The sequence below is a fragment of the Bacillus sp. GW823-FHT06A11 genome, from assembly GCF_058795355.1.
Genome location: NZ_JBXAHS010000003.1, coordinates 710,110 through 736,328 on the forward strand (window position 1 = coordinate 710,110; position 26,219 = coordinate 736,328).

Genomic DNA, 26,219 nt, shown 5'->3' on the forward strand with positions numbered 1-26,219 from the left:
CGTTTATATTGAAAATACAATTTTATTGATGAAAAATGTCTTTTTACTAGATACATATTAAAAAGAAAAGTATAAGTTTTATTCCATTTCGGTACAATCTTTTTATCTTTGAAAAGGACTTAAATCTTATTAATAGATTTGAGTCTTTTTGTATACGTCCATTTCTATATAACCATATAAATATAATATATTAAAAATAATTTAAATGCAAGAATACTTGTAGAGGAAGCGCCAGCACTTCGGAAAAAACAAGCTAAGCCAAAAAATACAATAAGCTGCCCATATGGACAGCTTATTTACATAATTTTCTTTATGGGAAATATACTTAAGGCCATTTTTAACTTAATAGGAGTCTAATATCTCAAGTTTCTTAGCTAATACCCAGCTATTTAGACCTAAATATGCATAAATATTGTAATAAAAATAATTCCGGTTTCTCAGTGTTTCCTATAATCTTTTAATATCTTCATAGAATATAGGCCAACCTTGCATTAAGATATTATATATATATTTCTTACTACAAATATGGACGGTATTATCCTTGTTGCAGTTTTAATTTTAATCAAGTCTATTGTAATTACACAGATTGAAATATCTATTCAATTTCAAAAATAGTAAAGTAAAGGAAATGTATATGAAAAGATCACTTGTCTTAGAAACAAGTGATCTTTTCATTAGATATACTGCAACTTGCTAACAGCAGGTAATTGTTATCCTATTCATCTGTTCAATAGATATTATAATACATTTTTTAGTTATATAGACGAAATTGTTTCTAATGAAATGAGACCAAAAATATTTCAAAAGGTACCATAAATTATTTAGTGCTTTAAAAATGCAATTTTGAACCTTTCGAAGCACTAAATCAGGTAGATTTTAATAAACTTCAAACTTTGTCTGCATCAGGATCTCACAATTGAGCCTGAGTAATTAATGCTGTCAACATAACAAAAAGAGTCCTGATTGAAACAAACTCTTTTATGAGTTTTTACAAGTATAAACTTTTAAACATATAATTACATTTCTATTCTTTATTTTACCACTTGTACAGATGCTGGTTTCCACCCTTGATTCTCTATCCAATCAATATTAACCTTATATTTTTTATTACTTTGTTTATCTCGTACATTACCGTAGGCTTTATTATTACCATTATTTCCAATAAAATCGAAAATCAATTGGCTCTCTGGAACATTAACAGCATAAGAGATTGCTTTTTTCATCTCACTCCAATCTACTGTTCCTTCTTTAAATTTCATTTCAGGTTTTGCTCCTTGCTCTGTACCAATTGGCTTCCATGAAGGATTAGTTTGAGAATCCTTTTCTTGAGATACCGTTTTTTCTTCCTCTTTATTTTCATTTCCGCTCGTTTTTACCGATTTTTCTACTTTTTGTTTCCCTTCTAACTGTGCTGCTTCTTTATCTTCAGTTTTCTTCTCTTCTATCTTTGCTGTTTCTTTATCTTCAGTTTTCTTCTCTTCTATCTTTGCCATTTCTTTATCTTCAGTTTTCTTCTCTTCTATCTTTGCTGTTTCTTTATCTTCGGTTTTCTTCTCTTCTATCTTTGTTGCTTCTTTATCTTCAGTTTTCTTCTCTTCTATCTTTGTTACTTTCTTTTCTTGAGCAATTGCTTTCTTTGATGTATTAGAAGGGGTAAACAACTGGTATGTCACTATACCAACTGTCACTAATACCAAAGTAAATGCAATATTAAAAATTGCCTTTTGACGACGATTCTGTTGTTTTTCTTGAAATCTGCTTACTTGTCCCATTCTTCAAACCTCCGTTTTTACTTTCTCCTCTACTCTTTATGTATTATCCCTAAAATTCTTAATATTTTTATTAAACAATAGAAATAAACTACACTTTCCATACAGGATTTCATATCATAATATAATTTGTGTTTTTTCAAGTATCTGACATATGTTATTCAAAATAGTTTAATACATTAAAAATTGATAAGCTTCTGCACTTAAGAAACCTTCAATTTTATTCAAAGATGATTCCAATTACGTCCACATTAGATCTCCTGTAGAAAGCTTTTTAACAATTAAGCCTCTTCTTCCCTTATTTATAATTTTTAAATTAAATTTCCCTCTATAGTATAATAAAGATGTTTCGTTTTCTAATGGGGTATGTCGTAAAATCAAAAGAGATTTTATCTCTTTTACCTTCTTTTCAGAGTAAATTTCACCACTAGGAAATTCTATTATTCCTAATGTAATTTTTAATTCGCTCTCATCAAAAGTCCACTCTTTATTAAGTTCTCTTATCTTTTGTATAAAGCTTCTTTTGGTTTGTCCTATATAGAGCAATGTTACATTCTTAGCATATACTCTAGAGATTGCAAATATCCCCTTCTTAGAAGCTTCTTCCCTATTATAAAAGTCATTTATACTATACATGCCATACCACTTAATATGTACTGTTTCTATGAATCTCACCTCGTTTTTAGACAATATTATAATTTCTGAATGTTCAAATTATTATAGGTACATATGCTTGATTACTTGAATTATAAATTGTGCTTTTCAATAATACATTTTATTATTACTAATTTCAATAATGAAGAAAAAATATAATACTATAGTTTAATTACAAAGCTATATAAAAAACAAAGTGATGTCGTGCCACATATTTTCTTTTTTTACAATATCAAACTATCGTGAACAAAATTTTAAAAGTTATGGAATGAAAATACAATGTGTATGTACATACATTTCTATTAATTGAAGAAACCTTCTTAATTGAGGTCGTACCCCAATTAAGAAGAAAAAGAGTAGAAATTTAATCTCTCTACGCTGTTAAAATTATTCAACTCCCAAAAAACTGTACATCTTCTAGAGATACTAATTTTCTAGTTTTGATGTTTTTATAGTGCTTGAGAGTGATATTATTCAAGTTTTTTCATTGAGAATGCATAAATACAAACAAAACCAGTAATACATCTTTTCTGTACCGTACTGGTTTTGTTTAAGATCATCTTAAATTATAGCTAGTTCACCGAGATTGCAAATTCCGATTTCGGTGCCCCAGCGAATACGATTGTTCCGTTCTTCGGAAGTTCCACCTTGTTATTGCCACTCACAATGGTGAAGTTGACGCAAACTCCCTTCTCATCATACACCGCAAATGAACCATTTGATGGCAGCGTTACGGTCATCCTTTTGTCTGTTGCCGCTTGTGGAATTGTAAACCATTTCGCATGTCCATTTGCATCCAACGTAACTTTGGATGATTGGCCTACATCAATTGGTTTTACATTAGATTCACTTACGTATAACAATCCAGCCATCTCCATATATTCATTGCCGCCTTCTGTATAGAAATGCGTTTCCGTCGTATCACGACCATTCATCACGGGTACTTGGATCTGATGCACCGCGGTGTTCGGACCTGTAATTTTTCTGCCATCCCAATAGCCTGCTGGGCCTTCCTTGCGAGTAATTTGAGTACTAAGAAGTTTCGGTTGAACGAGATATTGAATAGAACTAAATTTCTCGTTCACAAGATAAAACTTGACACCTTCCCTCTTTGCCCATGCAGCAGCGGTTTTCTTCGAAAGCACGTTGTCTTCTAGTTTCTCAGCTAAATAGTGGGTCATCACACTTTGCCCTAAACCTGGATGCGATTTATATGCGCTCTCCTTCAAATAAGTTCTTCCATTCTTCTCGGTTACGAAGTTGAGCTTGGAAGTACCCCCCTCATTAATAAAGCTTCCATCAGCAGTATATACATATTTTTCTTGTGGATTAGATGGTAAGAATAGTTCACCGTTCTTCGTAATTTCAATCTTGAAATGAGTTTCGCTATTACCATAAAATCCAGCTTTCTTTGCTACGCCTTGAGGCATTTTGACTTTGACCGGCTTACCAAAGGATTTGTTCGGCTTGATTTCCTTAATAGTACCTTTTTCTTTAAGCGTAGCGAGCAGCAATTCAGTTGCCATTAGCTGATTTGTAGAGCTCCGTCCACCAGATGTCAATACAGCCGCTGCTATTTTCTGTTCCGGAAGCACGACTAATATAGCATGTTGCAGTGCCGTATCGCCGCCCTTAGTCAAAGCTTTGATCCCATATTCACTGAATGGGTATAGTTTCACACTATCCCAGCCAAGACCATAGTTAAAAATATTATCACCATCCCCCGGCCACATTCCTTTTTTATATTCATCTTGCTCCATCGCCTTGACTACCTTATCAGAGAGGATTCCTTTTCCCTGTCCCATAAATAGTTGTGAGAATCGCACCATATCTTCTGCCGTAGAAGATATGCCTCCCGTACCAATAACATTCACCGATTCAATTGGAAGTTGTCCTTGGTACGCCGGGAAATATAGTCCAGCCCGATTTTCATCCCTCCATTTGTCCTGCGGCGTTTTCGTATGATTCATCTTTAAGGGTCCTGTAAAGCTTTGATGTAGATATTCGGTAAAGCCCATACCACTAACTCTTTCCACCAAAATTTCGGCCAGCGTAAAGCCATCGTTACAGTATACCGAGAAAGCACCAGGGTCCGCCTTCAAGTTTTGATTTGACAATTGTTGTAACAAGGTATCATGGGCATAGGTATCATTATCGTTAAATAAAAATGCATTACCTAACGTAGAACCTTGCAATCCAGAGGAGTGGTTCAATAACATACGTGGTGTAATACGTTTATATCGACCGTCTTTCATCTTAAAATCAGGAACATAGCGGACAACAGGAGCATCTAAATCGACTTTTCCTTCATCGACCAATTTCATTACAGCCGCTGTTGCATACATTTTACTAACTGAACCAATCCCGTATAAAGTATCTTTGGTTAGCGGCTTTTCCCCTTCCATATCGTTCTTGCCAGCCTGACCCGACAAAATAAGTTTTCCATTATCAATTAGTGCATACTGCACGCTATTCGCTTCATGAGACTTTGTAAGTAGCTCCGCCTTCTCTGCTGCAATCTTCTTTAGTTCCTGACTAGCTACTTCTTCACCAGTTACAACAGTAGTCTTACTTTCAGAAAATGCTTTCGCTCCTGTTGGTAGAATCATAGTTATCGCTAATGCAGTAGCTAACACACCAGTTAGCTTATTTTTCATCACGGAATTACCTCCTTAAATAATTGATCGTTTTCATCATTAATTTGTTTAACTATGAAACTATGATAAATTTTACCCGTTTTTACTTTTAGACTACTTGCTAAATTCAGCAAGTAAAATATTTTTAAAAGGAGGAGGACTATCAGCTATAAGGCTGTTCAAATTGACGGCCAATGTATGCTTGCCTCCAAGTGTGCCCCCAGCAAAAGTTAAAAAGCCAGGAATGGTTCCTCCATGCCCCCATATCGATTCACCGTTTGAAAGCTTCATTTTGAAAATTCCAAGCCCGGAATCGCCAAGCTCATCTACTCCTGTAGGGACTGTTGTAAGCATTTGCTTTAGTTGCTGTTCTTTCAGTAATTTGCCTCCAAGTAAATAAGAAAAGAATTTGTTTAAATCATCAGCTGTAGAAATCATATCTCCGGCCGAGCTCCCCATACTTGGGTTATAATAAGTAACATCTTTCGGCTCACTTGCTCCGTCTAATTGGATATATCCACGGGCATGCTTGGTTCCTGGAATGACGCTTGAATTTCCAGGTAAGAATGTATTCGCTAATTCAAGTGGTTCAATAATTCGATTTTCAATCTCTTCCGCATAGCTGTTCCCAGTTACTTTTTCAATAAGAATTCCTAGTAATACATATCCTGTATTTGAATACGACCAGCTCTTTCCTGGAGCAAAATCTGGAGGCATGGATATTCCCATCTTTACTAATCCTTCAGCAGTATAGGATTTTTTTGTATCCATCATATTAAAATCCTTTGACCTTGTGTAATTAGCGATACCACTTGTGTGATTCAATAATTGCCGGATAGTAATTTGTTTATCATCATATCCATTCCCTTGAATGACACCAGGCAACCATTTTTCAATAGAATCGTCTAGATTTAGGCGGTTTTCTCCTGCTAATTGAAGCACAACTGTTGCAGTGAACGTCTTTGTCACGCTGCCAATCCGAAAACGAAAATCTGTTTTCATTGCTTTCTTGTTACTCAGATCAGCTACACCAGTCGCATAACTCCATGTTTTTCCACCCTCAGAAGTTTTAGCAAGTATCCCTGGATATCCAAGTTTCAATGTATCCTGCATGGCCTCTTTGACGGAATTTCGATTTCTTTGGTTGCTTGTTTGTAACGAACTAGATACATTTTGAATGGACTCCGCTTTTACACTTGAGGTTGGAGTTGTATAAAACAGGGAACCTCCAGTTATTAAAAGGGCTAAACCTGTACATGTAATTTGACGATGCTTTTTCATCAAAATAATCCTCTCCCCTATTCATATTGTATAAATGGTTATTTGCTGTTTGGAACTAATCACACAGCTTTCTTCTTAACCCACTGCAAAAGGACGACATTGAATCTGTAATGTCTCTTTTCCTCCAAACAAGTCTTATTAATTGATTTGTTTTTTATAGAAATATATAGTATTTTTCTCCTCTCACTCTTCTTTCCATTTTCATCTTACACAAGGAAAATCTCTTTTTTCTTACCTCTTCCTTACAAATTCCTTACGTTCAAAATCACTTTTATAATTGATTGTTTTTTATGTGAGCCCCCTTACCATCAATTTAAGAATTAAAAAAAGAGGGGATTATCCCCCTCCTTTTTACGCTTGCTCCAACTGTCGAAATTATTTAATATACCCACGATTCAGTTCCGTTAATTTTTCATTGATGTTAAAAATTCTTACTCTAATATCTTTAACACCAGCTGCTTCAAGTCTGCTCTTGTGCATTTCCGCGTATTTTTCAGCATCTTGTTTTTCTTCAAATATATAAATGCCTCCAGCTTCTTTTGTTTCTTCATTCTCAGTCCATATTTTCCAGTGGAATCCTTCTTCTTCGTTAATACTATTTGCTAAATCCCAAAATCCTTTTTTCATTTCTTCACCAAAAGGACCTTCAAACGGAAAATCAACTTGTAATAAATATGCCATTTTCACTCACTCCTATTTTTAATATAAAATTCTTGCCATTCTTTTACTGATTATGATCCGAATGATCGTAATGTCTAAATTCGTATTGCTATTATTATTCAAGCACTAATTGGAGAATCCCCCTATTTGTAACATAATCACAAAACGATAGTAACTTGAACGCATAAAGTGAAAGTTTAATAGTTTTCAGTTATGTTTAAAAAATGTGATACAAACTTATCCCTAAACTAAGGACAAACAAAACAAGTGCAGGTATTGCTTTCTTAAAGGGATCTCTCGCTAATACAATTAGAGTTAATGCGGCTGCAAGCATCGTACCGCCTAATAACAATCCTGCTAATAAAGCTACTGTTGGAATCCAAATTCCTATCAACATTCCAATCGCTCCTACAATCTCAAAAGCTCCAGTTAAGAAATTAAAAAACGAAGGTAAACCAAATCGTTTGAATTCATCTGCCATTTTCCCGGATATAATTTTCGTTCCTGTCATTAAAAAGAACAGAAACAACACTACTTTTACAATATTGATGAAAATTAAAATAGTAATCACACCTTTGTTATTATTTGATAAAAACTCAGTATTGTTCAGGTAGTAGTCACTACCTTTACCCTATTTCCTGAGATTACCCGTATGGAAGTCGCTTCAATTTACATTACCCTTCTCAATATTAAAGGGCCGAAAATTATATGCTATAGCATATATAATACAAAAATTTGACTGGTACTAGGCAAAAAAGTGACCCTGAATCAGATATCATACAAAATAAAGTTATCTTCCCATTCGTCCAAACAAAAATTATATGCTATAGCATATGTAATACCTAAAACAAAGTTTGTTCCTTATGAATAGCGTAGCATCAATAAGGAACAAATATTAATAGTGTGTATCATACAATTTGTTTAATAACGATTGTAATACTTTAATTTCTTCCTCGCTCAAATTACTCGTAACGAAATGGTGAGCGTCTTTCACTACAGGCAAGATTGTTTTCTTTAACTCGTCACCTTTTTCAGTTAAAAAAAGGTTATGTGAACGCCTATCTTGGTCATTCAAAGCCTTCTTTACAATCCCTTTTCTCTCCATTGACTGTATCATTCTAACAACAGTAGTTTGATCTTTATCAATAGCTTCCGCCAACTCTTTTTGAGTAGTGCTCCTTTGGCTACAAAGAACACTAATAATCCCCCACTGCTCTGGCGTAACTCCATAAGGCTTTAATTTCTTCGTAAAATAGTTGGTCATTTTCACATCAGTACGATGAACAAGATAGCCTATTAAATCATGTAAGTTCATATATCACCTCTATAAATTAAGATATAAATGGATATAGCATACCAGTCAATCATTCACAATGAATGTATTTGTTTCACCATATATATGCTATAGCATATATATTAAAGTAGATTATTTTAATTGTCAAATGATTTACCTATTATTTTTCGAAAACAAAAACGTCCCCTTAGATTATAGAAGGAATGACTAATTTGACGTATTTCTCTGGCGATTTCTCCCCTGTCGTTTTATGATATGCTAATAACATTTGATAAAATATGGTATATACGGACAGTCAAAAACTTTTAAAGATACCTCGTCCAGTTTTTGCTGTTGCAAGATAAACAGCATATAATCCGTTAACCACCCACATTAGTAACGAAAACATAAAGAAAAGGCATTCCAAATATGAAACACCTTCTTTCGTTTTATAAAACCATCCAACACGCTGAACTTTTCAATTTAATATAATCACTCGTTTAACTAAAGAAATTGATTACGTGCATAACGCTCTTCTCACTTTTCTTGCAAAATTTAGTGGATCATCAACGTCTTCGATATTAACGTAAATCAAATTTGGATCATCACATAACCACTCATTGTGTATAGACGAAACGATTATTCCTTGTTTAATAATTGTCGCCACAAATTCAGTGACTTCTTTTTGTAAGAGTGCTACTCGGCCTAGGCATAATGCCCGTCCAGTTTTATTGTCTCGTGATTCGAATGAAAAGGAAGTTGTTACTCTAAAACGTTTTCCTAAGATTGTTGCTCGTATTTCATCCCTGTTTATTGTTGCCACGCATTTCCCACCGGCGAATCCTTCTTGCCCGCCGATAATTCTTGCAAACTGTTGACAAATTAATTCATCATTAAACGCCATACCTTTAATCATCCCCCCTTTTACTGTTAAGTTATGAATGAATACATAGGTCTGAAACGGTAATGAATCTAATCTATTAAAAAAATGATGGCAATCTACCGAGAGCTATTAGCTCAATTATTCTTGATTATTTAAATTAACTCGGCTATATATGTTAAGACATTTTTAAAGAGCATAAAAAAGACACCTTAAGGTGCCATTCTCCGATTTGAGAATCATATCTATGTATGGAGAAATTTAGAAAAGAGAAGCTTCTAACTATAATTTATAGAGCTCTGATGCCATGAATTACTTACATATTTCCTTATTTACCAGAAGAAGAATCTCAGTTACATTATTTTCTCATTAGTCTCGTTAAAGCCATCCCAAGAAATCCAATGCCCATTCCTATTAGCCATCCAGTTTGGGCATTACCTAACATAGATCCCACTCCTCCACCAAGAAACATACAGCCAACGAATACTAATCCTCCAATTCCCCAATTCGGCCGTTCCATAATTCAATCACATCCTTTCAATAAAATATATGCGATTAGCTCCCTCAACTTTCTTCCATAGGATAGTTCATTATTTTACTTAGGTTTAGCACTTCAGGGCATTCAAAAGATGCGAAGCTTGAGTCATTTATATAGATTGTAGAAGTATGGAGATTTTCCACATTTTAAAATAGTAAAGTATAAACATGAAAAAACTCCTAACAAATTTTGTTAGGAGTTTTTTCAAATAAGCGATATTTATTTAATCTTCATTATTGAGTTCTATTGTACCTGTTCTAGCACTAACTTTTAAAATATTTAACAGATTATCAGGTGTCTTGATTTCCACTTCATATTCAAATTTTGATTGTGCTAAGTTGTCATCTTCTAATTCAAATTCTTTTTTCACATTAATAATTTCTCCATTTGTATGAGCTAAAGAAATTTCACGAACTTGTTTCTCTGTGTAGTTTTCATTCTTTTTTGCATAATTGTAACCCATACCATAATATCCACCAACAATAGCAATACCACTTACTAAAATCGTAATTACACTTATAATTATTTTCTTTTTATGTTTTAACATTTTCATCCACTCCTTAATGATTAATCCTCTATTCCAAATCTTGCTTCAAGTGCATTTTCTGCTTGCTCTAATTGATCTTCCAGTATATCGTGTTCTTTTTCTTGCGTTTGATATTGTTCAACAGTTATCGTTCCAGCGTGATAATCTGCTTCTAGCTGATTATCAGATAGATCTATCTTGTCATCCAATTGGTCAATTTCTTTTTTTGCTGCTAAGTACGTATTTAAGTTTTCTTCTTTTGCTCCAACTGGTTTCGTGTTATTTGCTTTTTCTACAATAGATGTGACTTCGTTTTTGAAATCTTGTGTTTGCTTCGTATCATTCGTAGCAGGCCCTATTTTGTTTGGTTCTTGTTGTAGTTGAGCAACTTCTTTTTGTAATTTATCATTTTCCACTTTCAGTTGTTGTACTTCTGTATTGTTATCAGCTTGAGTAGAACAAGCTGTTAAGAATAAACAGGACATTGCTCCAATCAGCATCCATTTTCCCATTCTGTTTTCCTCCCTTTACAGGTGCACCTTATCCTTGCCTTTATATTACTGAACAAACATTAAAGGAAGATTAATGTACAAAAAAATAAAGTGAAGGCTTTTACAGGCAGTTAATCCCTACCTACCTCGCATTCACCGAATTTTGAGGGAGTAGTCGTACTGCCCGTTAATGCGGGATAAAATGATATAATTAACTAGTTTCTAATCTTTCTTTAATGTTTTGAAATTATAGTGATACATATCAATAAGAAGAAAAGGAGAATGTTAATGCGAGTTCTTATCGTCGAAGATGAACAAGACTTACAAAATATATTGGTGAAACGATTAAATGCAGAACATTATAGTGTCGATGCATGTGGGAATGGAGAAGATGCCTTGGATTATATAAACATGGCTACCTACGATTTGATTGTGCTTGACATTATGATTCCAGGAATAAATGGTTTACAAGTATTACAAAGATTACGCGCGGACAATAATGCAACTCCTGTCTTGCTTCTTACAGCTAAAGATACAATTGATGATCGTGTAACAGGACTCGACTTAGGTGCAGATGATTATTTAGTAAAGCCGTTTGCTTTTGATGAACTGTTAGCAAGAATTCGAGTGTTAATGCGAAGAAAAACAGGAAATACATCTAATGTATTTGAAATCGCTGATCTAGTGGTAGATTGCAATATGCATAAAGTAACACGGGGAGACCAAGCTATCACTCTTTCCAGTAAAGAATTTGCTATTTTAGAATATATGATTCGTAATAAAGAAGTTGTGCTGACACGAGATAAAATTGAGCAACATGTGTGGAATTACGACTATGAAGGCGGATCGAATATTATTGATGTTTACGTCCGCTATCTTCGCAAAAAAATTGATAGCCAGTTTGAAACGAAGTTAATTCATACAGTACGAGGAACTGGTTACGTATTGCGAGTAGAATCATGAAAAGACTATCAATAAAAATGAGAGTAACTCTGTGGTATACGGGGCTAATTGTAATTATTATGGTACTCGTGTTAGCTTTTATTTTAACTTCTTCAGATAAAGTTTTGCTTTTTAATATGAAAGATCAATTGAAGAACACAGTAAAAGAAAGCATGGAAGATATCGAATATAAGCATGGACAATTAAAGATGGACGATGATTTTGAAGCCTTAGAAGATGGAGTAAATATTAGTATTTATAGTAAACAAGGTGAGCTGCTAGCAGGAAATAGTCCAACAAGCTTTAATAAACAGATATCGCTTAAATCTGATGAAATACAAACTATTAAAGACGGTAATAAAGAATGGATAGTATATGATTTTCTCCATAATACAGGCGGCGATGAGCAAGTCTGGGTTCGTGGAATAATGACTATGAACCAATTATCCTCAACGATGAATACGCTTATTGTGGTAACAATCATCTCATTCCCATTACTTATTCTCATTGCGGCAGTCGGGGGATATTTTATTACGCAAAGAGCGTTTCGACCTGTGCAACAAATGAGTGATTCAGCCAGTAAAATTGGTGATGGTAAAGACCTTTCGAAGAGAATTAATTTACAAGGTTCACCGAAAGACGAAATGTATCATTTAGCACAAACCTTTGACAAAATGTTTGAGCGATTGGAGACATCATTCGAAAGTGAAAAACAATTTACATCTGACGCATCTCATGAATTAAGAACACCAACATCTGTTATTATTTCGCAATGCGAATACGCTTTATCGCAGAGAAATAATCCGAAAGAAATGGAAGAATCGTTAGAAGTAATTTTAAAACAATCACGTAAAATGTCCGCTTTAATCTCACAACTCTTATTATTAGCACGAGCTGACCAAGGAAACCATAATACTTTCCAATTTGAATGTATCAATATGAGTGAATTAACGGAAATCGTTGTAGAAGAGCTTTCATTAATGGTTCAAGAAGCTTCGATTGATATAACAACTAATATAGAGGAAGACCTATTTATTAAAGCAGATCAAACATTGATGATGCGTTTATTAATGAATTTACTAACGAATGCGATTGCTTATAGTAAAGCGAGCGGAACTGTGCATATGCAACTATTCCGTGATGAAACCAACATAATAGGTAAAGTCTCCGATAATGGCATCGGCATCAGCGAGCAACATATTACAAAAATATGGGACCGCTTCTATCGAGTTGACGCAGCACGAACATCTTCAAACATCGGAAACACAGGTTTAGGATTGTCGATGGTAAAATGGATTGTCGAACTACATGGAGGAGAAATTACGGTTGAAAGTAAATTAGGAGAAGGCAGTACTTTTACATTTAAACTACCAATTGAAAAAAGAGCATAATTTATACGTGTCTGTCGCTTCAGAATAAAGATTGATTCAAAGGCTCTCTACAATCCTTATGTAAAAATAACTGACGCATTTTAAACATCATCGATTTTATCATTTTGGACAACCTATTCTGTTAAATTAATATACATGCGAAAAAACTATCAAAATAAAACCCCAGAAATCCAAGGGTCTCTGGGGCTTCATTATATATTTAGCTCTTTTTGCTTTTTGTTTTGTTTATGTCTATACAGTAACTTTCGACTTATTAGAGAAATCACTAATAAGGTCAGAATTAATAAGATAAGTTGCATAAATGATAAATCAAAATATTTAGCACCTGTAACGATTAAAAGTGTAGAAATCGTGCCTTTTACAACGAAAAAAATAATAACCCATAACCCGCCTTTTTTCCAGTTCATTTTATATTACCCTTTCCTACGTTTAAATTCTTAAAATATTTAATAATAGTTCGTAAATATGACAACTTAATAGAAATCTATTATATTAACAAAAAATTCATGTCTAATTAAATGCGACGATTTTATATTAAGTGAAAATGATATTCATTGTCAATTTTATTGATTATTTGAATACTTATTCTTAATCTCTTTCTACTTTGTTTCTTATAAGCAATACACTCTTGTATTCAAACAAAAACACCTCCATTGCATTTGCACACTTAGTATGCGAATGCAAGAGGTGTTTTTTCATATACCATCAGATAAGATTTCCTGCTTTGTTTATTTCTTGATACGTAGCTATTTTCTAGTACACGATAACTGGATCATACGTGTTCAAACTATCATATACAGTTTTTGCAACATTAGGAAGAAGGTTCACACACCCACCTGATCCACCTGTTAAATAAGCATTATTTGCCCAGTCTTTTCGCCAGCCGGCATCGTGGAATCCTTGACCGCTATTTGTGAATGGAACCCAGTAATCTACTTTAACCGCATAATCAGCTTTCCCTACTGCGCTACCTCTTAGCGTGTATGGTGTTCGTTTGTATAGGACGTACCAAACACCTGGTGATGTATCTTCATCCGTGCTATGTTTACCCGTTACTACATTTGTTGTAACGACTAATTTTCCATCTTTATAAATCCAAATTTGTTGCTCTGCAATTGAAACTTCCGCATACGTGTCTCCGATGCCATTATTCGCTGTTGTTTTATAACCGATACCTTCCTTCTCCCAACCATTTCCGTGAATATTAGAAGCAGAAAGCGACTTTTCGCCTTTCTCAAAGGCTTGTTGAACTTGTTTAGTTTCTTTTTCAACATCTAGTGCCCAGCCGTATCCTTGCCCTTTTACTGATATGACTGAACCGGAATGCGTTTTAAATGAGAAATCTTTATTTAATGTTGATTTGGCATTATTAATTTCAGTAATTTTCTTCTTAATGTCACTCGCATCAATTGTAACTTTCATATCCTTTGACATAGAGGCATTTTGAATTAAATCTTTCGCTTTTAAAGGATAAACTTCATCCTGCACTTTATACTCAACAGACTGCCCAAGAAGATTCTGTAGTGCTTTCTCCTCTTTTTTGACAATCGGATCGTCTTCTTTAATAGGTTTTATGTATGCAGACTTCAGATGAATTTCGCTTTTATATTTTTGCTTATCGTAATCTTTCAGTAGACTAGTAACATCATACTGTTTTCCTTCAACACTTTTCGAGATAACAATTTTCCCTTGTTCTAGCTTCGCCATAGCATCTTGAGGCGCTTTTAATTTTTCATTCATAGAGATGAGCGTTTCTTCTACAAGTTTCTTCATCGTTTCACTACGATACTGATCTGCCTTCTCTGGTAGCAATGAATAATTTTCTCCCTTTGAGGAAGGGAAAAATGTCCACTGACTTTTTAATAGTTTCTTAACTTGAGGCAAATCTTTTTCCGTAAGTTCCGTTTTTGTATCTTTTTCATCTAAAATTTGTTGTTGATCAACATAGACTTTGTTTGCTAGTCCAGATGTCTTTAATTTCTGTATTGCCTGATCAGCGCTCAGACCACCAACTTTTGTGTCATTAATTGTAACATTCGAATTGAAGTGAGTTGCCTGATAATAACTCATTCCCCCAATAAGAAGTGCAATTACACCAATACCCGCTGCGATAAACTTCCAATTTGTATAACGTTTTTTTGATCTTACTCGTTTTTGATCAATTTCTTCAACTGATTCATTTGTTGTATTGTTGTTCATCAATCTTTCCCCCGTATGCATTAACGTCAAACGATTTTCAACTAAAATCATAGACTAGTGTACCTTATTTTTCCTAAAATTTCATTATTTCTGACCACATTTTATCGCAATTTAATGATTTATTTTAGATTTTTTAATAGTACGATGCATTGAACAGCCCTTTACAAGTCATAAAGTGAAACTTAAATTAACCGTCACACCAAGAGATTTAGCTTAATATTCTAGGGGAAAATTTTTCTCTTTACGTAAAATACGAATTATATTATCCATTTTTATGAACATCAACCCCTAATTTTGTCAAAAAAATAAACGATAGTCCTTCTACATTTTTGATAAAAGGACTATCGTTTTTTCAGTTAGAGTATTTGTATAATCGTTTAACTTTTTATTTCCTGAAGGTCAAACTTGATGAAGATGATGAGATTTTATCTCATAGCCTTTAAATGAAAACATTATGTTTTTTATGGCAACCAAGTTTATTTTTATAAATTAAACCCTTAGCTTGATGCCTCCCATATATCCAGCAGCCTAAGATTAAGTAAGAGTCCATTCAACTAGATTTTTTCTAATATTTTTAGGTGCATCTTATTTCGCCTCGTCATATTTCACTAATTGAATTTAAAACACATCCGTATGCTATTTAGTAAAATTTACGATTCGAGACGTAATTATTGCAGTAACCAAGATAATAATAGCGGTTATCAAGCCAGATTCTCCAATCCAAATCTCAGTTTGATATCCTGTACTTGCACGTGCGAAAGGTCCTTGAATAATGGCATTCCAAGTAGTATGGATGATAACCGAAGGCCAAACGCTACCTGTGATAAGTCGTAAATAAGCTGTAATATAACTGAAGGGCACAATACAAAAATAGATGCCAAGTACTGAAAGTAGGACAGATGATCCCTCTACATATAGACCAGCAATAACAATTGGAACATGCCACGTTGCCCAAATCAATCCACTAATAAGGATAGGCCGTGAAAACTCTGCATCGACTAGCCTTGTGAGCATATAACCTCGCCAACCCATTTCTTCTCCTAAAACTGGGATTAAGTTAAGCAAACTTCCTAAAACGCCGCTCAATACTACTAGATAAATAAAACTGAATGGTTCCGGTACATACTGAAGTCCAAGTATATTGTAGATCGGTTCTAACATACCACCTTCGGGATGCTGAAACCCCGCAATTCCGCTCAACCAGGCGATAGAATAAGTAATTCCACAAATAATCATAGGTATTAACAGAGCAAACCCAATCCCCTTCCATATCTTTAAGTTACCGAGACTAAAAGATACATCTTTAAACCCTTCTTTCAGTATTATGCGAGTCAAAATAGAAGAAAATGCTGGGGTAAACATATATACCACAATAAGCGGCATACTTTTCGTAATTATTACTACTACATTTAGGATAACAGAAGTAATGATTAAGATACTCAAAAAGAGTTGAAGTCCTATTTTAGCACGTTGGATTTTATCTTTATTGTGGAACGATTTTGCGTGTAATATCATTTTAATCCGCCCTTCCCCTTTCATTCACTTGTTTATCGAATTTACTTCTTGTCATTTCCACAGACACAACTTAGAATAAAAATGTTTTTGTATACAGATTCATTCATCTTTAAAATCCCTCCCCAATTTATAGTCTAGTCTTACTTACGACTCATCAATGTAATTATTATTTATAAGTTGTCATAACCGATAGTACAAAAGTGTAATGATTAGTCTATGACCTGTGTCAATTAACCTTATGACAATATGTAACTAGAAAATATGATATGGAATAGATAACAATTGAATTAAGGCAATTGATTCGTGCAAGTACAATGAATCAATCTTGCTTTACAAATAATTCAATTGAGGTGGAAAAAATGAATAAGAAAAGCATAATTGCAATGGTTAGTACAGCTTTATTAGTCACAGGATGCGTAGAAGTAGGAAAGGCTCAAACAGTAGCAGTCGAAAATTCAGGTCAATCAATACAAAAAAATATAGTTAAATCCATACAATCACAGGCTTACCCATTAAAAACGATAGAGCCGTCAAAATCATTTGAGGATTTAAAACCACTTAAGAAAATGATTGGGAGCGCACAATATGTAGGATTAGGAGAGAATACTCATGGAAGCTCTGAAATTTTCACTATGAAGTTTCGCCTTGTGAAATATTTGGTTACTGAGATGGGTTTTACAAATTTCACAATGGAAGAAGATTGGGGAAACGGCTTAAAACTAAATGAATATATCCAAACAGGAAAAGGAAACCCTAGGGAATTTTTAAACTTGTTATATCCTACTGATGAAATTATAGCCATGATTGAGTGGATGAAAGATTATAATGCTGATCCATCCAATAAAAAAAAGATCCAATTCATTGGGCTCGACTTAAAGGAGTTGGACCAAGGTTGCTTTAATAAAGTGATTGATTATGTAAGACTACATCGACCAGATTTGCTGGCAGAAGTAGAAGGAAATTATAAAGAATTGTCGGCTTTTAATGGAAGTACAAAGGAATATATGGACCTTGCTCCTGAAATAAAAGAAAAGTTCAAAGCAAACGCTGAGAGAGTAGCCCAATTACTAAAAGATGAGAATGGGCAAGCCAACATAGAAATAGCTTCACCCGAGTACATCTGGGCGCAAGCAACGGCAAGTGCAATAGAGAAATTTACCACAATGCTAATTCCTAACGACTATCCAAGTATGTTAAAGCTACATGAGCAATACTTGGCCGATCATGCAATGTGGGCACAAGAAACATTTGGTGGTAAAACGATGGTATGGGCACACAATATTCATATAGCTAAAGGAATTATCGATGAGAAATTATACCCTTATGTTGCGGGGCAATTTTTGAAGGAACGTTTAGACAATAATTATGTCACAATTGGTAGTACAACTACGGAGGGGAATTTTACCTTATACAGCGAATATGATCCTTCCACTGGAGGTAAGATTACAACCGACACTATTCCACAAGATGTAAAAAGTTTCAATTATACTCTCGGAAAAGTACCATATAACATGTTTTTATTGGATAACCGTCACCTTAAAGGACAAGCAGAAAAATGGGTTAAAGCAAAAAGACCATTACTAAGTATAGGGGGACAAATCTTCCCGAACGAATCGGCATACTTTGATACGTCATTGCTTGAGCAATTTGATATTATGTTTCATATTCGAAAAACAAGTCCATCTCATATTAAATAAAAGTATAAAACAATCCCGTTCTTGCATCTGCAAGAACGGGATTGTTTTATGGTGATTGATATAAGCATCTTTTTTAACCAGAAGTAGGTTACTCTCCCCTTTTTATCATCATTTAGAAATGTCATATGACACTTTTACACTAGTGAGAATGACAAAAAAAGCAGTACAATTCGGTTATTACATAGATAGGAGCGAGAACTTTATGAAATCAAGATTCATCCAGAATGGTTATTTTTTATTGCTAACTTTCGTTACAGGATTTTTTTATTTTTGTTTTTATCTAATAGCTCTGCTATTCAGCTTCACCCTTTCATTTACGGTAATTGGAATTCCACTAGTTATACGTGTACTACAGACTACTACACCTTTTATCCAATTCGAGCGCATACAGACGAAAATTTATACAGATATTTCAACAGACTCTTATGATAGAAGTATAACAATAGATACATCAAACTGGGCTCAGGTGAAATTAGTGCTTACAGATCGTCGTACTTGGTCTGCTATCTTTTGGTTAATGCAGAAATTAGTGATTGGCATTTTCAGTCTCATTAGCGCAATCATTTTTTATGTAATGCCACTTATGTTGCTATTGGCACCACTACTGTATCAATACATCGAAATGAATATTATATTCATACAGATAGATACCTTTACTAAGTCACTCTTTGTAATGTTTATGGGTATAGTATTTACCGCCATAAGTATTAGAATAGTAGATCGTTTGACAAAGAAAATCGGTGGCTATACACGTAGCATGATTCGGCAACTAAATCGATAGAAGTTTGCAATCTGTGAGTAGTATCGCAGTTTTAAATTTAAAAGTATAATAGGCATGAAGGATTAAATTATAATATATGAAGTAAAAAGGTAGGCTACTTAGGGGGTAAATGACTTGTTAGATATGGTTAAGTATTGGTTTTGGTACGATTGGATTATGTTAGGAGTCCGTATACTTGTTAGTGTCTCTATCGCCATAACCACATTCGATTTTCAGGATAGTTTAACATTGCCACTTTGGATTGTTATTTTTTGGGAGGTTGTTGCCTTCTCGATTCCATGGGTAGCCTTACTGTTCAATTACAAATATTACTTGTTCACAGAAATACTGCTATATGGTGGACTGTGTATATATTTAACCTCTTTATTTCCGGAAGCTAACGTTACATTTCTGATATCGGCTTTTCTAATTGCTGCGAATAGTAAGCATTTGTCCTATTATTGGACAGCTCCAACAACAGTTTTTATAACAACTGGAATTCTCTATGCGGTTGCGCCAAGTAATAGCTATTGGATTTTAGTTACCTACTATGGACTTGCTTATGTAATGGGCTTCGCTTTCCATTTATTAATCGTCAATCATAAGCAAAATGAAGCGATTCGTAAACAAAACGCGGTACTTGAGCAATATATGTCTCAGATTGAACGCATTACACTGGCGGAAGAACGAAACAGACTGTCGAGTGAGCTTCATGATACAGTTGGTCACGCTTATACTTCTATTATTATGGGGATGGAAACGTTGCGTACCGAAATTGCTACTGAAATGGGTATACAGAGGCTAGATTCTCTGCTTGAAATGGGACGTAAAAGCATCGAGGATGTGAGAGGTTACTTACATCAAATGGAGTCTCCGTGTCAATCGCCTTCCTTGATTCAATCTCTACAAAATCTTGGAGTCGAATTTCAGGAGCACGCTCAGGTAAATGTAAGTTTTAGGACATTCGGAGAGGAATACCCACTGTCTCGGCAAGCGAAGATCGCATTCATTCGTTGTTTACAAGAGTCCCTTACGAATGCAGTACGTCATGGTCAGGGAACTGAAATTATAGTTTCATTGCAGTTTGAACAACAATATACGAGATTAGAAGTTCAAGATAATGGAAAAGGAAATGTAGAATGGCAGGAAGGCTTCGGTCTGAATGCGATGAAAGAACGAGCAATGAATTTACAAGGGCAATTGTCTGTATATACAAAGCCAGAGGAAGGAATGCTTGTTACATGTACCATACCGCGACAAACTGAAATAAAAGATGGACTTATTCGTTTGTTAATTGTAGACGATCAACCATTTGTTCGGGAAAGTTTGAGGACACTACTCGATAGATATGAAGATTTAAATGTAGTCGGTTTAGCTGAGGATGGCAATCAAGCCATCGATTTGTGTGGACGTCTTCAACCCCATGTTATACTTATGGATTTAGATATGCAGCACATGGATGGAGTTGAAGCAACCAAAAAGATTAAGCAACAATGGCCACATATCCGCGTATTGATTTTCACAACTTTTCAGGATACCGAACAGGCGTTGGAATCGCTTCGCAACGGTGCGGATGGCTTTTTACTCAAATCCATTGAAACATTGGAGCTAGCTAATACGATCCGACTTATTCACAAAGGTGGGACACTGATTGATCAAGGAATGTCTCACAAAATATTTGAGAAATTTGATGAGCAAAAAGAGACACCACAATCAAAAGCAACCGCTTATGAGCTAACAGCTAGGGAGATAGAAATATTGCAACTAGTAGCAAAGGGACTTCGATACACTACCATAGCATCAAGGTTATATTTATCAAATGGTACGGTCAGAAATTATGCTTCCACAGCTTATACAAAGCTAGGAGTCCGCAACAAAGAAGAAGCTGTGCAAAAGGCTCTAGAAATTGGAATTATTGAATAAGAAAAATGTTTTTTTGTTTCTCTACAGCAAGGCAAAATGTAGTTACAAGGTACAGTAAAAGATAAAGTGAAACTTTAATCAGTGGGGTTTGTTCATCCCCCACTGATTATCAGCCCTCACCAATCGTGCTGCCCGTTAATGCGGGATAAACAACATCATTACATTAATCTTTTTTAGGGAGTACAATCCCTTTATATAATTGAACTGTAATCAAGTAATAAATCGAGTAAATTACTACAAAAATAACAAGTGGTAACCAAATACGAAAGTACGGATCGATTAAAAGCGATCCAAACATGTTCATACCAACTAATATGTGAGTAATCCCCACAATTGCTGGGAATAAGAATATGAAGAATAACTCTTTATAGATTGATTTTGTTAATAATTCTCGGCGAACACCAATTTTACGAAGCATTTGATAACGTGCTACATCTTTTGATGCTCCCGACAGAACTTTAAACATTAAGCAACTTGCCATCATTGCTAAAAATGCAACTCCAACGAAAAAGCCCATAAACATTAGTCCACTAGCAAAATCATGACTCACAATATTGTGACGAAAAACCGGGAAAATAATAATAACTAGTTACTATTATTATTTATTTGTCACTTTTAAAGCATCTAACACTATCTTGGTTGCTTCTGCAATAAGCTTATCATCGTATTTAGCATCCTCTTTATCATGATTAGAAAGTATCGCAAGAACAATTGGCTTTTTATTTGGTGGCCAAATAATTGCGATATCATTTCTGGTTCCATAAGATCCCGAGCCCGTCTTATCAGCTACTTCCCATCCTCCTGGAACTCCAGCACGAATTAAGTTGTCTCCCGTAGTATTCCTTTTCATCCAATCTATTAATAAATCCCGTTTCTCAGTTGAAAGTACATCTCCTAGCGCAAAAGCCTGAAGACTAGTAGCTAATGCCTTTGGGGTACTAGTATCATGTACGTCTCCTGGATGTACTTCGTTTAATTCTGGTTCAAAACGTTCAGGATTTGTAACGGTGTCTCCTACTTCTCTTAGTGATTTTTTGAATTCACTAGGTCCACCTAATTGTTTAAGAATAAGATTTTGTGCAGTATTATCACTATATCGAAGAGAAGCAGCTGCAAGCTCTTTCAGGGTCATACCACTATCAACATACTTTTCTGTAATTGGATTATAATTAACAAGATCTTCACGGGTATACAAAACTCTTTGATTTAGATCTTCTATTGATTTCTTTTGTAAAAGTACTCCCACAGCTAAAGCTTTGTGGGTAGATGCGTATGCAAACCGTTCATCTGATTGATAAGTAACGGTTTGATTCGTATCAGTGTCCAATGCATAAATACCGAGTTTAGCATCAAATTCTTTTTCAAGTTTAGCAAAAGAATCATTACCGGTAGTTTCTTGTTTGGTTTGATTTGTTTGTTTCGTTTGTTTAGGTAATTCAGACTGAGTATTGCCATCGGAACAGCCTATAAGCGTTGCACATGAAAGGAATACTACAGGTACCATCTTTTTGTAATGTAAAATGTTAAAAAACTTGTTTAAGACTATCATACATTTTCAACCTCTTTCAAGAATATATGTTTTTTTAGGTGTTATACATATCGATACAATTAAAGAGTGTATCGGATATCACTCTCTTGCATCTCACTTTTCATAAAATGAGTGAACTATCATGAACACCTGTTTTATACGTATACTTAATAGACAACCTAAATAACAAGTTTGTTCCATTTTTATCAGTAGTCGTATCTAGAAACCTAAAAAAGTCCATTTAGAAGATTTAAATGGACTTTTTCACTCATATAATACTATCTATAGTTAAACAAATAAGATTAAATACATTTAAATTTTCTTGTTTTATCTAATAAACTGTTTAGGCATTTCTTTAACGTGCTTATCATCATCACGCCAATCATAGGTTTCTTTCTGCGAAACATCTAAAGTTTGATCTCCAATTCTAACAATATTCTTATTTACCCATTCAATATATGGATCGGTATCTGGATAATTCCAATATATATTTTTCTCTGAATCTGTATCAAGGTTAACTAATTCACCCCTAACAGCATCCGCACTTAATGATCCTGCATTATGAAAATAAGTCTTGATGAGATATTTTCCATCTGGAGATTTCACTGTTCGAATTAATTCCCCTTTTGGAACACCTTGCAAACTAAAAAGTTTCCAATATCCAAATCCAATTATAATTACTAACATAGTAAGTATAGTTAGTAATACTTTTCTTTTTGTTTTTTTATTTCACCTTTTGTATTTATAATACTCATTCAACTCCATTCCACAGAACACATACCATATTATACCATTAAATAAATGGTATAATATATCAAAAATAAAAATCCTCCCGTAATAGTATTATAAAAAGAGCATGTGATGGTCTCCCTATTTATAAAGTGAAACTTTAATCACCCTCACCAATCTGGCTGCCCGTTAATGCGGGATAATCATGAAAATTCCCCTTTAAGAAAAATATAAAAAATCAGACAGTATACTTGAATTGCTCTTCGCAAGAGAATATACTAATAAAGCAGGCTATGACGTTCCTTCCTTCTAACTTCTTTGGCGAAATAGGGATGTTACTTTCCTGCTAAACACATAGGCTATGACAATTCTTCCTTCTTTGTAGAAATTTCAAATTGTTTTAGAGTTGTCAATTCCCTATGAAAAATAATTAGACTATAAAACCTCTTTCTTCTTTGGGATTGAATAAACTTTAGTTTATCAACCATTGATGTAGAGGTTTTCTTTTCTTAATTAACAAATTACCACTTAACAACTAAATGTTATACCCCTAATTTTTCACTAAAAAATAGCTATGTACCCTCTGTGCATTTTTCTACAATTATTGTGTTTATACATATAAAAATAAAAATCTACCACTGAAAGGAGGACAGTCAGACTATTCCCCTCTTTTATAAGGCGTGAATAGATGGCGTTCTCATGAAAAATTCTATTTATATAAGAAGAAGTTTGAAAGTAATTATAAAAAGAGAAGAAAATAAACTACCGAACATTTATTTAGCCACTGTTTTAAAAAACTTGGAAAGTTTAGGATTTACTTTTTCCGAGCCTTTAATAGAAGAGTTGCAAACACTTTCGGTTGATGCATTCACATCGTTTTACAAAGAGTTGGTAAAACATTTAAAAGAAATGGTTGGTGCACATATTCAGTTTACTCCTATGTATCCCAACTTTCCGCAACAAATGATGGATTTAAGTGACGCTGATTTATACATCAATGCCGTTATTCACTATGTGACGTTGTGCCTACCTGTATCAAAAGTAGAAGAACGACTTCCTCTTTTAGATAGCGTTGATTTGAAAGTTATTGACTTAGGAAGTGAAGAAGATTTCAATCAAATGATTTCTCAATTGATTAGTGCAAACAGCTCTATTTCCTCAACTGATAAGACAGATGTAGAATGGGCTATTACACACACTGAAGATGTTTCCTGTTTTCTACCTAATGTAATTCCTCATAAGGAAAATATGTCTTTTATACTTGGGGTTTTATTAATAAACAGAAAAATATCAGCCGATGCTGCTGAAAAGTATTTTAAAACAGCAACTGATGTTCTTCGCCTTGCAGTTGCTTTATCTGAAGGTGATGTGAGTTTAGTATCCTCCGTTCGATTCAAGAAGTTTAACCGAGCCGAAAGACGCTTCCTTTTAGGATTGTTAGAGCAATGCGGAAACATTACTGAAGATATGATTCGATACAAAAAGCGTTGGATTCGTTTAGGTGAAATTCTTCATCCAGCAGAATATCATACTCGTTTCCCAAAAACCCACCGAGCATTTGAGATGCTTCGCAACAACATTAAAGTTGAAACATTTAATGGAAAAATAGAAGCAGCTTTGTTGAATCGTGATATCATGACAGCGAAAAATCTTTTAAAAACTCGCCCGGGGGAATTTGCCAGACGCTTGGATCATTTAATCCGTTTATGTAGTAATAAGTCAACAGATGTTTTCAATATTCTCGAAGATTTTCTAAGTATAATAGGAAACGTTTCTACTCCTGTATTACTTCAACTCACGGCTCATTTTAAGCATCGAAATGATAAAAATGAATTTCGTACCTTTTTTCCAAAGGGAAATGTAGCAAAAGCTATAGGTATTGAAAATACACTTCCATTTATCTCAGAGGATATTTGTTTAATGATTGTAAAAATGTGTGAAGATACTTTAAAAAATCGCTTCGCAGAACTTCCAAGTCTCGGAAAAGTATTTTTGGATGAACAGTTAAAAAATCACTTAGTTCCCTTCTCTCAACGTTCAGCCAGCAAAGCGCTTCGTACATTATCTCGAGGGAGTAAAGTAGATTTGCCAGAAGGAGATACGATTCGGTTTTTCCTATGGTGGAAAGAAGGCTATGTGAATGGACAACATACAGGACGCGTTGACATTGATTTATCTGCTGCAATGTACGACGAAGATTGGCAATACAAAGAACATGTCTCCTTCACGAACTTACGTTCAAAAAATTTCAAAGCCTACCATAGCGGAGATATTACTTCTGCACCAAAGGGGGCATCTGAATTCATTGATTTCGATATTCCGTCTGTGCTGAAATATGGTGGACGCTATGTAGTTATGACTTTGCTTTCTTACACAGACCAACCATATAAAGATTTACCAGAATGCTTTACTGGTTGGATGGTTCGTCAATATCCTGGTTCAGGTGAAGTATTTGAACCTTCTACTGTTCAAGATAAAGTGGATATTACTGCCGACACCCAAATCTCTATTCCAGTTATTTTAGACTTAAAGGAACGAAAATTGATTTGGACAGATTTGTCTCTTACAAGAGATCTAACTTATGATAATACCATCGAGGCTAATCAAAAAGGTATGATACTAGTTGGAAAGGCTTTAACTAATTTAGTTAAACCGAATTTATATGACTTGTTCCGATTACATATTGAAGCTAGAGGTGAACTCGTTCAAGAAATCGAAGAAGCAGAAAGCATTTTTTCTTTGGATAAAGGGATTACTCCTTTCGATATCGAAAAAATAATATCTGATTTTATTGCTGACCCACAAGACTAACTACATTACAAACATT

General features: G+C 34.3%; 21 protein-coding genes and 2 pseudogenes. 6 read left to right on the forward strand and 17 right to left on the reverse strand.

The genetic code is table 11. The features are described from left to right. Positions 1-1,031: 1,031 nt before the first annotated feature. The 11 genes from AC1Q8L_RS17840 to AC1Q8L_RS17890 form a co-directional block, all read right to left on the reverse strand. On the reverse strand, positions 1,032-1,772 hold the full coding sequence (locus tag AC1Q8L_RS17840; RefSeq protein ID WP_025118563.1) for a YrrS family protein: 741 nt from the start codon (positions 1,770-1,772) through the stop codon (positions 1,032-1,034). A gap of 237 nt (positions 1,773-2,009) precedes the next feature. Then, positions 2,010-2,444, reverse strand: a complete 435-nt coding sequence (locus tag AC1Q8L_RS17845) for a hypothetical protein (RefSeq protein WP_002094078.1) — start codon at positions 2,442-2,444, stop codon at positions 2,010-2,012. Positions 2,445-2,995: 551 nt separating this feature from the next. Continuing rightward, a complete protein-coding gene (locus tag AC1Q8L_RS17850) occupies positions 2,996-5,080 on the reverse strand; it encodes a serine hydrolase domain-containing protein (protein WP_016512596.1) in 2,085 nt (694 codons plus the stop codon). A 93-nt stretch (positions 5,081-5,173) separates the two neighbouring features. Further along, positions 5,174-6,340, reverse strand: a complete 1,167-nt coding sequence (locus AC1Q8L_RS17855) for a serine hydrolase domain-containing protein (RefSeq protein WP_025118565.1) — start codon at positions 6,338-6,340, stop codon at positions 5,174-5,176. A 375-nt stretch (positions 6,341-6,715) separates the two neighbouring features. Then, complete coding sequence (locus AC1Q8L_RS17860) at positions 6,716-7,021, reverse strand: monooxygenase (RefSeq protein ID WP_000323776.1); 306 nt, start codon at positions 7,019-7,021, stop codon at positions 6,716-6,718. A gap of 196 nt (positions 7,022-7,217) precedes the next feature. After that, a complete protein-coding gene (locus AC1Q8L_RS17865; RefSeq protein ID WP_033657524.1) occupies positions 7,218-7,568 on the reverse strand; it encodes a DoxX family protein in 351 nt (116 codons plus the stop codon). A 327-nt stretch (positions 7,569-7,895) separates the two neighbouring features. Further along, entirely contained in the window at positions 7,896-8,315 is a 420-nt protein-coding gene (locus tag AC1Q8L_RS17870) for a MarR family winged helix-turn-helix transcriptional regulator (protein ID WP_001048563.1), read from the reverse strand. 475 nt (positions 8,316-8,790) lie between these two features. Then, positions 8,791-9,189, reverse strand: a complete 399-nt coding sequence (locus tag AC1Q8L_RS17875) for a DUF1259 domain-containing protein (RefSeq protein WP_000589730.1) — start codon at positions 9,187-9,189, stop codon at positions 8,791-8,793. A gap of 322 nt (positions 9,190-9,511) precedes the next feature. After that, positions 9,512-9,673: a hypothetical protein gene (locus AC1Q8L_RS17880; protein WP_000441010.1), complete on the reverse strand. Its 162-nt coding sequence runs from the start codon at positions 9,671-9,673 to the stop codon at positions 9,512-9,514. A gap of 241 nt (positions 9,674-9,914) precedes the next feature. After that, entirely contained in the window at positions 9,915-10,238 is a 324-nt protein-coding gene (locus AC1Q8L_RS17885; RefSeq protein ID WP_000912137.1) for a PepSY domain-containing protein, read from the reverse strand. Positions 10,239-10,258: 20 nt separating this feature from the next. Then, the gene (locus AC1Q8L_RS17890; RefSeq protein ID WP_000521298.1) at positions 10,259-10,729 is read right to left on the reverse strand and encodes a hypothetical protein; all 471 of its coding nucleotides are present in this window, start codon (positions 10,727-10,729) and stop codon (positions 10,259-10,261) included. A 267-nt stretch (positions 10,730-10,996) separates the two neighbouring features. Here AC1Q8L_RS17890 and AC1Q8L_RS17895 point away from each other — a divergent pair, with 267 nt between their 5' ends. After that, a complete protein-coding gene (locus tag AC1Q8L_RS17895; RefSeq protein ID WP_001264534.1) occupies positions 10,997-11,671 on the forward strand; it encodes a response regulator transcription factor in 675 nt (224 codons plus the stop codon). Then, a complete protein-coding gene (locus AC1Q8L_RS17900; protein ID WP_098311829.1) occupies positions 11,668-13,041 on the forward strand; it encodes a sensor histidine kinase in 1,374 nt (457 codons plus the stop codon). The genes AC1Q8L_RS17895 and AC1Q8L_RS17900 overlap by 4 nt, the downstream gene beginning before the upstream one ends. Before the next feature lie 191 nt (positions 13,042-13,232). Here the strand turns inward: AC1Q8L_RS17900 and AC1Q8L_RS17905 are convergent, their stop codons facing one another. From AC1Q8L_RS17905 to AC1Q8L_RS17915, 3 genes are all read right to left on the reverse strand, one after another. Further along, a complete protein-coding gene (locus AC1Q8L_RS17905; RefSeq protein ID WP_001104104.1) occupies positions 13,233-13,448 on the reverse strand; it encodes a hypothetical protein in 216 nt (71 codons plus the stop codon). Between the two features lie 346 nt (positions 13,449-13,794). Then, on the reverse strand, positions 13,795-15,240 hold the full coding sequence (locus tag AC1Q8L_RS17910) for a L,D-transpeptidase family protein (RefSeq protein ID WP_141553542.1): 1,446 nt from the start codon (positions 15,238-15,240) through the stop codon (positions 13,795-13,797). 636 nt (positions 15,241-15,876) lie between these two features. After that, entirely contained in the window at positions 15,877-16,755 is an 879-nt protein-coding gene (locus AC1Q8L_RS17915; RefSeq protein WP_098311827.1) for a CPBP family intramembrane glutamic endopeptidase, read from the reverse strand. Positions 16,756-17,114: 359 nt separating this feature from the next. Here AC1Q8L_RS17915 and AC1Q8L_RS17920 point away from each other — a divergent pair, with 359 nt between their 5' ends. From AC1Q8L_RS17920 to AC1Q8L_RS17930, 3 genes are all read left to right on the forward strand, one after another. Next, positions 17,115-18,452, forward strand: a complete 1,338-nt coding sequence (locus tag AC1Q8L_RS17920; RefSeq protein ID WP_098311826.1) for an erythromycin esterase family protein — start codon at positions 17,115-17,117, stop codon at positions 18,450-18,452. A gap of 202 nt (positions 18,453-18,654) precedes the next feature. Continuing rightward, on the forward strand, positions 18,655-19,233 hold the full coding sequence (locus AC1Q8L_RS17925) for a sensor domain-containing protein (RefSeq protein ID WP_000842195.1): 579 nt from the start codon (positions 18,655-18,657) through the stop codon (positions 19,231-19,233). A gap of 114 nt (positions 19,234-19,347) precedes the next feature. After that, positions 19,348-21,135, forward strand: a complete 1,788-nt coding sequence (locus tag AC1Q8L_RS17930; RefSeq protein WP_000886414.1) for a helix-turn-helix transcriptional regulator — start codon at positions 19,348-19,350, stop codon at positions 21,133-21,135. A gap of 163 nt (positions 21,136-21,298) precedes the next feature. Here the strand turns inward: AC1Q8L_RS17930 and AC1Q8L_RS17935 are convergent. The 3 genes and pseudogenes from AC1Q8L_RS17935 to AC1Q8L_RS17945 all read right to left on the reverse strand — a co-directional run. Beyond that, positions 21,299-21,688, reverse strand: a pseudogene (locus AC1Q8L_RS17935) (ABC transporter permease); the annotation flags it as partial. A gap of 45 nt (positions 21,689-21,733) precedes the next feature. After that, complete coding sequence (gene bla, locus AC1Q8L_RS17940; protein ID WP_098311825.1) at positions 21,734-22,684, reverse strand: class A beta-lactamase; 951 nt, start codon at positions 22,682-22,684, stop codon at positions 21,734-21,736. Between the two features lie 306 nt (positions 22,685-22,990). After that, positions 22,991-23,418, reverse strand: a pseudogene (locus AC1Q8L_RS17945) (DUF5412 domain-containing protein). Between the two features lie 673 nt (positions 23,419-24,091). Between AC1Q8L_RS17945 and AC1Q8L_RS17950 the strand changes: the two are divergent. Next, positions 24,092-26,203 carry a TerD family protein gene (locus tag AC1Q8L_RS17950; RefSeq protein ID WP_000798028.1) on the forward strand — a complete coding sequence of 704 codons (2,112 nt, stop codon included), beginning with the start codon at positions 24,092-24,094 and terminating at the stop codon, positions 26,201-26,203. Positions 26,204-26,219 lie beyond the last annotated feature (16 nt).